This is a genomic window from Paenibacillus sp. PL91, assembly GCF_012935325.2.
GTDB lineage: Bacteria > Bacillota > Bacilli > Paenibacillales > Paenibacillaceae > Pristimantibacillus.
This window is the reverse complement of sequence record NZ_JABBYG020000009.1, coordinates 258,108-271,217: the sequence shown is the minus strand read 5'-3', so window position 1 is coordinate 271,217 and position 13,110 is coordinate 258,108. Positions and strand designations below refer to the sequence as shown.

General features: G+C 44.2%; 11 protein-coding genes. 1 reads left to right on the top strand and 10 read right to left on the bottom strand.

Annotation, left to right across the window (positions count from 1 at the left end; translation table 11 throughout):
• Nucleotides 1–13 precede the first annotated feature (13 nt).
• Nucleotides 14–718 (top strand): MerR family DNA-binding transcriptional regulator, encoded by a 705-nt coding sequence (locus HI950_RS21420; protein ID WP_169086179.1) that lies wholly within the window; start codon nucleotides 14–16, stop codon nucleotides 716–718.
• Between the two features lie 119 nt (nucleotides 719–837).
• Here the strand turns inward: HI950_RS21420 and paiA are convergent, their stop codons facing one another.
• From paiA to HI950_RS21370, 10 genes are all read right to left on the bottom strand, one after another.
• Entirely contained in the window at nucleotides 838–1,356 is a 519-nt protein-coding gene (paiA, locus tag HI950_RS21415; protein ID WP_169086181.1) for a spermidine/spermine N(1)-acetyltransferase, read from the bottom strand.
• Nucleotides 1,357–1,380: 24 nt separating this feature from the next.
• The gene (locus HI950_RS21410; RefSeq protein WP_169086614.1) at nucleotides 1,381–1,833 is read right to left on the bottom strand and encodes a MarR family winged helix-turn-helix transcriptional regulator; all 453 of its coding nucleotides are present in this window, start codon (nucleotides 1,831–1,833) and stop codon (nucleotides 1,381–1,383) included.
• Nucleotides 1,834–2,090: 257 nt separating this feature from the next.
• Complete coding sequence (locus HI950_RS21405) at nucleotides 2,091–3,032, bottom strand: alpha/beta fold hydrolase (RefSeq protein WP_169086183.1); 942 nt, start codon at nucleotides 3,030–3,032, stop codon at nucleotides 2,091–2,093.
• Between the two features lie 292 nt (nucleotides 3,033–3,324).
• A complete protein-coding gene (locus HI950_RS21400) occupies nucleotides 3,325–4,707 on the bottom strand; it encodes a sensor histidine kinase (protein WP_169086185.1) in 1,383 nt (460 codons plus the stop codon).
• Nucleotides 4,704–5,378: a response regulator transcription factor gene (locus HI950_RS21395; RefSeq protein ID WP_169086187.1), complete on the bottom strand. Its 675-nt coding sequence runs from the start codon at nucleotides 5,376–5,378 to the stop codon at nucleotides 4,704–4,706. The genes HI950_RS21400 and HI950_RS21395 overlap by 4 nt, the downstream gene beginning before the upstream one ends.
• Nucleotides 5,379–5,622: 244 nt before the next feature.
• Nucleotides 5,623–7,461 carry a family 43 glycosylhydrolase gene (locus HI950_RS21390; protein ID WP_187768139.1) on the bottom strand — a complete coding sequence of 613 codons (1,839 nt, stop codon included), beginning with the start codon at nucleotides 7,459–7,461 and terminating at the stop codon, nucleotides 5,623–5,625.
• Nucleotides 7,462–7,958: 497 nt separating this feature from the next.
• On the bottom strand, nucleotides 7,959–9,227 hold the full coding sequence (locus HI950_RS21385; protein WP_169086189.1) for a family 43 glycosylhydrolase: 1,269 nt from the start codon (nucleotides 9,225–9,227) through the stop codon (nucleotides 7,959–7,961).
• A gap of 25 nt (nucleotides 9,228–9,252) precedes the next feature.
• Entirely contained in the window at nucleotides 9,253–11,028 is a 1,776-nt protein-coding gene (locus HI950_RS21380; RefSeq protein ID WP_169086191.1) for a glycoside hydrolase family 2 protein, read from the bottom strand.
• A gap of 109 nt (nucleotides 11,029–11,137) precedes the next feature.
• Nucleotides 11,138–12,070: a carbohydrate ABC transporter permease gene (locus tag HI950_RS21375; protein WP_169086193.1), complete on the bottom strand. Its 933-nt coding sequence runs from the start codon at nucleotides 12,068–12,070 to the stop codon at nucleotides 11,138–11,140.
• A 19-nt stretch (nucleotides 12,071–12,089) separates the two neighbouring features.
• The gene (locus HI950_RS21370; RefSeq protein WP_169086195.1) at nucleotides 12,090–13,061 is read right to left on the bottom strand and encodes an ABC transporter permease; all 972 of its coding nucleotides are present in this window, start codon (nucleotides 13,059–13,061) and stop codon (nucleotides 12,090–12,092) included.
• Nucleotides 13,062–13,110 lie beyond the last annotated feature (49 nt).

Below are 13,110 nucleotides of genomic sequence, written 5' to 3'. Positions count from 1 at the left end.
AAGGTGATCGACAATGGAAATAAGTTATACGCCGAAGCAGATTGCCAAGAAACTTAGCGTTAGCACGACCACCTTGCGACGATATGAAGAACTCGACTTGGTACCCGACGTACCTCGAACAGCAAGTAAAAGAAGATGTTACACATCGTTCCATGTACAAGCATTCGTTGCCTTACGTGCTTTAATTAAGGGATACGATATTCCTATCGTCTACGATGTCATGAGGTTATTAAAGAAAGGCCACAGAGAACAGGCTCTATGGGTAGTCAATTTACAGCAATACAACATTCAAACAGAAAAGCAACGAATCGAAGAGGTCATAAGGCTGATTCGAAAAACCGATTTCTCTAGTTATAGAAACATACTGATTACGGAAGAGATGAGAATCGGGGAGGTTGCCGCTATAGCTGGTGTTAATCCATCCGCTATTCGACATTGGGAAAAGGAGAGGCTAATACGCTCTGAAAGGAATCCGGAAAACGGATACAGGGTCTTTACACAGCAAGAATTAAAAAAAATTATTATTATCAGCAGTTTAAGGAAGACAGTCTATTCTATCGAGAGAATGAAACCGTTACTTGAAGCCTTGGAGACACAAGATTTAACTGCTATTGAACGCTCTTTCCAGGTAACTCTGCAGAAGCTAAATGAGCAATTGGCAAATCAATTGAAGGGCATATCAGAAATGATGAGATACATAGACAATTTTGCAAAGTAAAGCTATCCTGCCCAATTTTTCAGCGAATTTAATCGTGCTTCCATCTTGCAGCGTAAGTTGTTTACTCAACTATCATTCCGCAATCCTGCCCGTTAGCTGAATATCATTTCAGAGAAATGTTATATGAGTGTTTTGGTCATTATAAAATCTATTTGTTCTTCATCGCCCATATAGAAAGAGTGGGCTCCTGTTTGAACAAACTCCATTTTTTTATAAAAGGTAATTGCGCTCTCATTTTTTTCCCAAACCCCTAGCCAGATCTTCTCTTTATTCCGTTCTATCGCTATTTCTATAGCTTTATTTAATAGATATTTACCAAGCCCCTGTTTATGAAGTTTTTTCCTTATATAAATCCTCTCGATTTCAAGCGAATCATGGCCCATTATTTCAGATTGAGCATCATTGGTGTTTACCTTTAAATACCCGGCAATTTCCTCATTAGAATAAATAAAATAGAATTCCGAAGAGATATTTGATAATTCTTTTTCTAATTGTTTTAAGTGAAATGCTTTTTCCAAGTAGGCTTTCATATTTTCAGATGAATTTTGATTCATAAATGTCTCATTAAATGTTTCAACACTAATTTCTTGAAGTAATCCTAGATCTTCAAATTTGCACTTTTTTATACTTATAGTCATTTTATTTGTCCTCCTTTTACTAAATCAATAATCTCTCTTGTTTCCCTTTTTTACAAACTCCCAGTCTTTTTCTACATTTTTTCTGACTCTTTGCAGCAGGTTAAAAATCGTTTCTAATTCACTTTCGGAGAATCCAGATAGTGCGACCATATTGGAATAATCGTTTTCCCTTTTTATAAAAGGGTAAACAGTCTTCCCTTTCTCTGAAGGGAATAGTTTTTTAATTTTTTGGTTATAGTGATCATCATCCTTTACAATAAACCCATTAATCTCCAATTTCTTTATGGCACGAGCTGCTGTTGTTCGGTCTACCTTTATCATTTCAGCTAACTTTTCTTGAATAATTCCTGGATTTTCACATATTCGCACGAGGTATAAGTACTGTCCTTTTGTAAGGTCATATTTTTTGAATTCTATATTGCTTATAGAGTCCAATGACCTAGAAATCATTCCAACCTCACGTAGAATTTCCTTCATATTTGCAACCCCACTAATATTGTATTTTTCAAACGTGGTAAAAAAATAGTACCTCATTTTTGTTGTATTTACAACAAAAATTCCTGTAGGTTTTTCCATACTAACCTGCCCGTTAGCTTAAAAAATCTGAACATTGGAAGGTTATATACAAACAGTGAAAAACCGCCTCAAAGGACGGTTTTTACATAAATAAAAAACAGTGGTGGTGCATTTCAGCACACTCATTTTTAACGTCTTCTTTTAAAAAACATCATATCTTATTTTATTTCTTTCATAAATTCCCTGAAGTTTTCAACGATCTCTTTTGATCTGGTATGGTGTAAATAATGCCCACCTTCAAATGTCATTACTTTTCCCTGCACAGAATTTTTCACTTGCTCTTCATGCAGTGGTATCCAACCTTCATTGTCCGTATTATTCGCTTGTATAAAGAAAATAACAGGAAGATTTTTTGGGAATGTTAAGTTTTTAGCTGCCTTGAAATTATTACTAATGTTTTCCAATTCATTCAAAAGGCTAGAATTATACATGTTTTTGAGAGCAATAATTCTCATTTGTTTTTTTGTTTCATCATCAAACGGTAGTGTGGCGTATGGATCAGCACTTAGTTTCATTATCAATCTACCGAAACCCGATTTTTTGAGAATTTTAAACGTTTTTATTGGAAATTCAACATCCATACCCCCTTGCGTAGGAACACTGCTATCGATCCCTACCAATGCACTCACTTCGTTTCCATATTTATTCACATAATCTAGTCCGTAAATACCAAAAATAGAGTGGCCCATTAGAATATATCGATCAATTTTAAGACTTTGTAAAGCTTCATGAGTTTCATTTACAATATTTTCTGTGCTTCGTTCCTTTTCGGTTCTATCACTTAATCCATAACCAAAAGGCTCAATCACGACTACTTTGTAAAAGGGAGATAGCTCTTCCACTAGCGGCTTAAAATCGAGTGCTGGTGCTGCTGTTCCATAACCTGGCAGTAGCACGATTGTTTCTTCGCCTTTTCCTTGAATCAAAACATTCATATTTTTCCCGTCTACAGGTACTAGCTGCCCATAGGGTTGTATTTTCCCTTGCTCCGACTTGTTGCTGATCAAATTAACTATAAAAACAATGACTATAAAAACTCCTATTGCTATAACTAATACTGCTAACGATTTAAGTATAAAATTTAGTATTTTTTTCATCATTTATTTACCACGATTAAAGCGACTGTTGAAAATTGTTTTATACCTGTTCTCGTGCCTCTCCTACTATTCATTACCTCTTTTTGTTTCATTCGTATCTTCTCCTGTCTTCATCTGTTTATTGTGCTATCTTAGCTAAAATAAGCTTATCCGACGAAGATGTACTCCCTATGACGGCAATATGAACGGAGCATGAACAGGCAAAAAAAATGCTACGGTGTCACATGCAAGGAAGCTTACACATGATGCCGTAGCATGGAAAATAAGGGGACAGCGTTTAGACATTTTGAATGATTTAGTAGGAATCTAAATACTCTGTCGGCGTTTTAATTGGCAAGGTGACAATGAAGGTTGTTCCTCGGCCGGGTTCGCTTTCCACTCGGATGTCACCCTGATGAAGCGATACGATCTGTTTAACGATGGCAAGCCCCATACCGCTGCCTTCATATTTACGGCTGTGGGAACGATCGGCCTTAAAAAAACGCTCGAATATACGATTCTGATCTTCTAGTGAAATACCAATGCCAGTGTCGGATATTCGGACTGTCACATTTTTGATATCTTGTTTGATACTGACGTTAATAATGCTGCCATCCATGGAAAATTTAATGCTATTGCCGAATATATTGGTCCATACCTGATTTAGCTGGTCATGATCAGCCGATAGGTTAACTGCCTTCAAATTGAGCTCGAAGCGGACGTTACGAGCCGACCATTGCGGCTGCATCGCAACGATTACTCGCCTTATCTGTTCATCAAGACGGAGCGTGACCAGTCGCATCTGCTGTGATTGCGATTCAAGCATGCTCAACTTTAGCAGGCTATCGCTTATCTTGGACATGCGTTCCGCTTCAGCAATGATAATATCGAGATAACGGCTTCGCTCGTTATGTGCGATGTCTGCTTGCTTGAGCGCTATTGCATAACCGGATATCGAGGTGAGCGGCGACTGAACTTCGTGCGACACGTTCGTTACGAATTCCCGGCGCATTTGCTCAAGTTGCTGCAGATCGCGCGTCATTTCTTCGAAGCTGCGAGCCAAAGTGCCTAACTCACCCGTTTGCTTAATATTCAGCTTGACGTTGAAATCTCCAGCTGCTATACGTCTAGTCGCATTTGTCAGCTTTTTGATTGGTCTTACTAGGAACATGGCGGCAATCAAAATCAATAGGCTTCCTGTTATCAACGAATATGTCAAAAATGTATATACCCATTTTTTTAGAAAAGTGGAGGAAGGGGGGGCGAGCGGCTCCACAAACATCGCTTTCGTTCCCATTTCCGTTTTCAACGGCAACCCTAATAGGATATTTGCAATACCCTTCGTATTGACTTGAACAACCTCTCCATTTAGTACCTTCTTTATTTGTTCCATAGTCACAGTGGCAATATGGTGTCTGTTAAGCGTTCCGTAAGACTTGAACTGACCCGTTTCTTCGTAAATTCGAATATGATAGGAATCGAGCTGATTCATTCCACTTACGAAAGAATCCGCTTCACTGGGCGGAATTGTCTCGTAAATTCGGACGACGTCCTGGCCAAAGTTAAGTAGGGCGCTATGCAAGTTTTCATTCAATTTTTCATTAAACACCCAAGTTGCCACAAAAAATGCAATGATAGTGCCCCCGATTACGGCGACTAGAAAGGTCAAGACAACGCGTGTATATAAGGATTTGATCATTCGTACACCTCAAGCCGATAGCCAAGTCCACGCACCGTTTCGATACGGAAATCGGGTGTAGTCGCGAACCGTTCGCGAAGACGTTTAATATGTACGTCTATCGTTCGATCATCTCCTGCGTAATCGATCCCCCAAATTTGATCGATCAGCTGCTCGCGCGTATAGATTTGTCCGGGTGTTCCAGCTAGCTTATAAAGTAATTCAAACTCTTTAAGTGGCAATGTGAGCGACTCCGTCCCGCTCATCACTTTATAGATATGCCGATCAAGAATGACGTTGCCTAGCCGGATCGTCTGCGTGGAGCCAATCCGGTATCTTTTCAGTAATGCCTTAACGCGAGCCGCCAACTCCAACGGATCGAATGGTTTCGTCAAATAATCATCCGTCCCAAGTTGGAAGCCTTTCACCTTCTCCCATGTTTCGCCTCTAGCCGTCAGCATGAGTAGCGGAAGATCAGGTTTGCCTCTTCGAAGCTCCTTGCATAACGTCCAACCATCCATATTCGGCATCATAATATCAAGCACGACAAGATCGACATGCATCGAGGCATAGACGGCCAGTGCTTCCTTGCCGTCCGCGGCTTCGACTGTAGCGAATCCGTCGTTGCGTAGAAACAAACAGACGAGTTCACGAATGTTAGCATCGTCGTCTACAACCAGTATCGTATGCATCCGTTCCCTCTTTCCCTGTTTTTCATCCCATCTAGTAGCAACCATTATACTATAAATAGATTTGCAACATAAAATAACGTGAATAGTTTATAACCTTTTGCTGGGAATTACGGGCTGTTGGCATTTTTCAAGCCCTGAAATGGGTATAGGATAATATTTCGCAATACGGCGGCGATCCCAGTAAATTGCTCTGCAAATGTTAAAACCTCCCGTCCGGAAGAACAGGGAGGTTCATCACTTTTTTTTATTTGCGAATCAAAAGCCATTCCTGCGCAGCATTATTGTTGTCCTGCCAGATCTGCACGTTTGTGCCGTCTGCCTTACTTCCGCCTGCGATGTCCAGCGCTTTGCCACTGTTAGGATTGACTAGCTTATAGCCGTTCCCGTTCCGGATGATTGTCCAGCGCTGAGCGGGACTTCCGTCGAAGTCCTCCCAGATTTGCACGTTCGTGCCGTCAGCCGTACCGCCGCCGGCAACGTCGAGCGCCTTACCACTTATCGTATTGACGAGCGTGTAGGCACCGTCACCGAGGCTAGTGATTCTCCATTCCTGCGCCGTGGTGTTGTTATCCTCCCACAGCTGCACGTTGGCTCCGTTCGCCGTCGAGCCGCCGTCGACATCCAACGCCTTGCCGCTGCTCGGGTTCACCAGTTTATAGACGGAGCCCGTAAGCGCAGCGGGATACGCCGGCATCAGGTCGAAGAAGTCCAGTTCGGCAAAGCCATTACCTTTACTGAATCGGACCGTGTTCCAGCCTGCATTTAGTAGGATTCGTTTCGTAGAGGTGCCCCAGTTCTCCCAACCCTTGTTGGTGACGTGGAATGGTGAAGTAACGCCGTTGATTGTGAGAGTGAGCGTCGACCAACCTCCACCGGCTGTTCCGTTCGCTGTACGCCCCGAGAGGATATACTCATCTGCCGACGCTGCGTAGACCGTATATTCTACATAGCTGCTGGCCGTATCAATGTGCCCTGCCTTGCTGCCTCCAGACCCATTCGGGCTCGAGGCTGCATACGCCCCCCCGCCGAAACTGCCTTCTTCGCCCTCGTAGCGGACTCTCTTCGATTCACCGGAAGGGACAGCTATTTGAATGTTTGACGGTTCGGGTGCTCCAAGGTTCGGCGTATTGTCTCTATGCCAGCCGAATCGCTGAGCGCGAATCTCCCGATTCCAGCCGGCATTGTTGTACTTGGCGACATGGTAGACGATCCAGTCTTCCTTACCGTCAGGTGATGTCGTGAAAGAATGATGTCCGGGTCCGTAGAGACCGTTCGCGGACTGGAAGATCGGTTGGTTGCGCTTACTCCAGGAAGAGGCATTCAGCAGGTCGCTGTTTACGTTCGCAGTAATCAGTCCGAGGCAATAGTCGTTGGTCCAACTTCCGCTCGCAGAATAGACAAGACTGATGATATCCCCTCGCACGATTACCTGAGGACCTTCGTTGACGTTCGGCGAATGGTTCGTCTCCCAGCCATAGACCGGTCTTGCGATTTCCGTCCGGTTCGAATCGATCGTCCACGGATTGCTCATGCTGGCGATATACAGATTCTGTCTCACATTTGTATCGCCCTCCCAGCCGGACCAGATGAAATACATTTGGCCGCCCACCTGCAACACGGTGCCATCAATCGCCCATTTATTAGTCGGATCGGTAATTTGACCTTTGTCGACCCATGTGCCCTGCATCGGATCGGGGGATGTATTCTCGAGCACGTACATCCGGTGATTGACGTTGTCGCCGTCGTCCTTGGCATAATAGATGTACCAGGCGTTGTTAATATAGTGGATTTCCGGCGCCCAGATGCCGCAGCAACCTGTCTCGATAACTCGGGACGATCCCGCATCGATTCCAGTGAGGGTGGAGCTTTTCCATATCGTTACATTGCCGCCGGTTGTCTTGGTGAAGTAATATTGGCCGTCTACGTGTTTGTACACCCATGGGTCCGCTCCGTCCTGCATGAGCACATTGTAGAAATTGCCCTGATGGGTAGAGGCATCCGCGGAATTGTACGGAATTATTAGCATGAGCAGTAGCAGCGCGATCCCTCCGATTCCTAACCGTTTGATCTTCACGCTCATCATTTATCTTCCTCTCTGCTTTTTAAGCGCTTTCAAAAACGCTTTAATGAAATCACAGCGACGATAAATCTCTTACTGGGTGGTCAAATTCCATTCGGCGCTTGAGCGCGCGCTGAAACTAACATCTTCCGCGGAAAGAAACTCTTACAGCTTTTCAAGCCATCTCAGCTCACAGGAACTGCTCATTAAACTGCCTTCGGTTCCAGAAGGGTTCGAACTACCTTATATCTGGCCGTACAAGTCGGACTGCGCAGCCCGCGCAGTCCGAATCTAATGCTGTATCAGTTCATTAAAGCTAAATTAATGGATTTAGTCGTATTCAATGGAACTTTCGGCTTGTGATCCTCCATCAGAAGCTCGTTGATTTCCGGCTGTACGTCGGTACGATGCGTATTGTAGTACCCGCTTTATACTCGACGTTCTAAATCGCTTGGTTGATGCCGCAGAATCGACTGATTTCCTCTTCCGAAGCAACTAGGCCTCAGGATATACTTACGTGATCAAGTTACTGCCGGCTTGATGTCAAGGCAATCTATCTCTCCATGTCCTTCACCCTTTGAAAACCGAATCTTGTTCCATCCAGCCTTTAATTGAATTCTGGCGGTGGACAGGCCCCAGTTCTCCCATCCCTTATTAGCGATACAGAGACGGTTGGGCGGACCTGGATTTACACTAAGTAAGAGATAAGAAGATTTTCCAACGTCAGTACCATCCGCAGTGCGCGCCAATAAAATGTATTCGCCGGCAGCAGCTGCTTCAACTGAAAATTCCACGTAATTTTCTGCAATATTGAATTGACTATACTCAGCACCATAACGGATACCAGCCGCTTCGCCCGATGGCAAAGCTATCGGTTCGTTCGGATCGGCCGGAACACCAAGATTTGGGGTATCGTCAGCATGCCATGTGAATGGCTGTAGACGAACTTCACGATTCCAGCCCGCATGACTATATTTGGCGACATGGTAAATGATCCAGTCCTCGCTGCCATCTGGAGACTTGGTAAACGAATGGTGCCCTGGCGCGTATAGCCCGTTGCCTGACTGAAACACAGGATAATTCCGCTTGCTCCATGAAGCAGGATTCAACAGATCACTGGTCGTGCTTGCGGTAATCAGCCCGAGACAATAGTCGTCGGTCCAGCTTCCGCTTGCCGAGTATACCAGATTAATGACATCATTCCTTATGATAACCTGAGGACCTTCATTAACGTGAGGAGAATGGTTTATCTCCCAGTTGTAGGTCGGTCTAGAGATTTCCACTCGATTTGAGTCAATTGTCCAAGGATTACTCATGTAGGCGATATACAAATTCTGCCTCACATTGATATCTCCCTCCCAACCGGACCAAATAAAATACAAATGACCGTTTACTTGCATGACAGTACCGTCAATAGCCCATTTGTCTGTCGAATCCGTAATCTGACCTTTATACTCCCATGTTCCCCGAGTAGGATCTGCCGAATCGTTCCTCATTACGTACATGCGGTGATTGACGTTATCTCCGTCGTCCTTGGCATAATAAATAAACCAAGCGCCGTCTATGTAATGAAGCTCAGGAGCCCATATATTATAACCGCCTGTGTTAATCACGCTTTTAGGAGCGGCCTCCATTGTGGTGAGCTGGCGAGACTTCCATATGGTCACGTCACTGCCAGTCGTTTTTGTAAAATAGTAATAACCGTCCGTGTGCTTATAAACCCAAGGATCAGCTCCGTCCTGCATCACTACGTTATAAAAGTTGTCTATGCTTGAACCTATATGTGCCATGTCTGATTAGTCCTTTACAGGTGGTTTATTTACCCGTCATGATATTGCGAATGGCTTCAATCGGCGCTTTGGGCTGCCTGTCATACGTAAGCAGGCCATTGATTTCTTGTTCGACATCCGTCAGCTGCGTGTAGCAGTATCCCTGGATCACCGGTGAGGAAAACATCGGATCAACGACAGCCTTAAGCTTGATTAAGAAATCCTCCTCGTTTACCGCCCCTGAGTATCCCCAGCCTTCCCACTCGCTTTTCTTGAATGCAATACCGCCGAACTCGGATACCAGTATGGGCTGACCTTGATAAGAAGCACCACCAACGAATAACCTTCGGTTGGCAGGCATCGCGCGAACCGCAGAATCTGCTGACGCATATCGCTTCTCCAGCACCTCTTGACGGCTCTCATAATCGTGGATGGTTGCCAGATCTGTGGTCATTTGTTCCCATCCATCGTTGTATATAACGGGTCTGGTGTCATCCAAAGACTTTGTCAAATGGTACATCGCCAACCCATGCTGTTGCTGGCGTTTATCGATTTGGGCATTGGGAATGCCCCAGCTCTCGTTCAGCGGGACCCATGTCACGATACACGGATGATTGTAGTCACGCTCGATGATCTCCTGCCATTCTTTGGTGAAGCGTCGAACATATTCCTCGGAGTATTCATAAGCATTGGCCGCTTCGCTCCATACGAGCAAGCCAAGTGTATCGCACCAATATAAGAACCGGGGATCTTCGGTCTTCTGGTGCTTTCTTACCCCGTTAAATCCTAGCTGCTTCGTCAGTTCAACATCACGTTTCAGATCATCATCCGTAGGCGCAGTAAGAATCCCTTCGGGAAAATATCCCTGATCCAATACCAGCCGCTGGAAGTAAGGACGGTTATTCAAGCACAGCATCCCATCTTCAACCGATACCTTTCGCATGCCGAAATAGCTCGAAACCTCGTCGATAACATCTCCCCCCCGAACAAGCCGGAATTCGATGTCATACAAATTCGGATGCTCCGGACTCCATAGACGTCCTAAACCGTGCTCCGCGAAATCGCTCAAGCCTATTGTTCGAATTTGCTCAGCATTTCTGATCGCAATCTGCTCTTTGGCAATAAGCTCACCTTTATGCGATATCACGATTTCCAGCTTGAGATCGTCGGAGGACTTAAATCCCCCTAGAAACGTCCGAATTTGAATTTCGTTCCGGTCAATGTCCGGCGTAATTATGGTCTTCGACAAATGTGCTGGAGCCACCGGCTCCAGCCAGACGCTTTGCCATATTCCGGTCGTACGGGTATAGAAGATGCTTGCCGACTTCTCCAGCCAGTACTGTTTCCCCCGTGGCAAGGTCACGTCACGGCTGAAGTCCTCCGCTCGCAGCACAATAGTATTCCTGCCTCCCACCAGCGCAGTGGTAATGTCTGCCTGGAATGGCGTATGTCCTCCCTCATGCACTGCCGCCAATTGCCCGTTAACCCAGACTTTGGCCAAATAGTCGACAGCGCCGAAATGAAGGACAATCCGCTTCCCATTCCATCCATCAGGAGTCTCGAAGGTTCTGCGGTACCATACCACATCGTGAAAAGAAGGATCTTCTATGCCGCTCAGCTTGCTTTGAAAGGCAAAGGGTACATTGATTTTTTGTATGAAGGGAGCATTTGCACCTTCAAGATACCATCGTTCTTCCTCACCTGTGTCTGTATCATCGAAACAAAAATCCCATTCCCCATTTATGCTTAACCATTCCTTGCGAAGGAACTGAGGTCTTGGATATTCCGAGCGTGGTATTACAGCGTCGTTTGGTCTCATCATTGTTGTTTTTCTCTCCAATATCAGAAATTTATATTCTCTTTATCGCCTATGACTTATGACTAGGCCTATCTCTATTAAATATCATCGATAGATGAATTCGATCATGCGACTACCCTTTAATGGAGCCAACATATACGCCCTTAACAAAATATTTTTGCAGGAAAGGGTATACCAACAAAATAGGCAACGTAGATACTACAATTGCACAATATTTTACCAGCTCACGGAAAGCGGTGGAGCTCTCGGCACTGTCAATGACTACGCCACCGGCACTGCCTATTGTGGTAGCAGTAGCATCGTTGGCCACTAATATTTCCCTCATCAATAACTGCAGCGGGAATAGTTCCCGGTCTCTCAATAGCACCATCGCGTTGAACCATGCATTCCAATTGCCAACCAAATAAAACAAGAAAATAACGGCTAGGGTGGCTTTGGAAAGCGGCAAAATAACTCGGAACAAAATATTAGCCTGGCTTGCGCCATCGATGGTAGCCGCTTCCTCCAACTCTACCGGAAGCCCTTGAAAACTCGTTCTTAATATAATGATATTCCACGTACTCAAAGCGGTTGGCAGAATCATAGCCCACATATTATTGTATAAGCCAATATCCTTCATCAATAAGAACCAAGGAATCAATCCCCCGCCAAAAAACATCGTAATCGTAATCAGGATCATGATGAAATTTTTGAAGTACAATTCTCTTCTCGACAATACGAATGCGCCCATAATAGTCATGAGCATATTTATGAATGTTCCCAAACCTACATATATAATCGTGTTCTTATATCCGACCAATAGACTGTTATCTTTAAAAACCAGTTTATAACCGTCCAATGTGAATCCCAATGGTTTCAGCAATATACCACTGTGCGACATTAAAGCATTAGGATTACTTACGGAAGCAAACAATATATGCAGCAAAGGATAAATACTGGTCAAAGTGATTGCCGTTAAAACCGTATAAATCAAGAAATCAAATACTCTATCCCCGATAGGTTTCGCTTTCCATCTTCTCTTTTTAATAAGTGTATGTTGTATCATAGCCCGCCTTCCTTCTTTCTTACCATAGGCTAACTTCCGAAGTGCGTCTGGCTATCCTATTGGTCATCCATAGAAGCGCAAAATTAACCAAGGCACTGAATAATCCGACCGCAGTGGAAAAGCTTAAACTGGCTTCCCTCAAGCCTCTACGATAAACATAGGATGCTATATTATCAGCTGTTTCATAGGTCAAAGGATTATAAAGCAGAATGATCTTCTCATGTCCGGAAGCCATCATGCCGCCGACAGCAAAAATAAATAAAATGATGATGACAGGACTGATCTGCGGCAGTGTAATATACCACATCTTATTAATACGTCCGACACCGTCAATTTCGGCCGCTTCATATAATGCAGGGTTGATTGTACTCATCGCTGCCAGATAAATAATACTGTCCCAGCCTATATTTTGCCATATGCCGGAAAAGGTATAGATCCCTCTAAAGAATGAGGAATAACCAAGGAGTGAAGTATATTCCTTCCCCGTAATGAATTGAAGAATTTGTGTGACTACTCCTTCATCCGCAGTAAAGATATGGATGATACCGCAGACAACTACAAGGGAAATGAAATGAGGCATATAAGTAATGGTTTGTACGGTCTTTTTAAATATGCCGGCACGAATTTCATTTAACAGCAACGCTAATAAAATTGGAGCCGTGAAGCCGAATGCGAGGCCCCACAGATTAAGAAGAAGCGTATTCTTGACTACACGCCAAAAATAGGGACCCTGAAAAAAATCGATAAAATGCTTGAAGCCTACCCAATCACTTTCGGCAAATCCTAACAGCGGTTTAAAATCCTTAAAGGCTATCAGAACGCCCCACATAGGCCCATAACAAAAGATAAGGAACCAGGCGACCACCGGGATGGCAAGCATGTAAGCAAACCAGTTCTTTTTAAAGTCTTTGACAATCCTTATTTTCTTGTTATTGGGTCTTGGGGTGACCTTAACGCTGTCCATTTTCGTATTCTTTTGGAGGATCTCCATGATCCGATCACCTGCTTTTCTTCGTGTTCCAAATTGATGTGCAAATGAT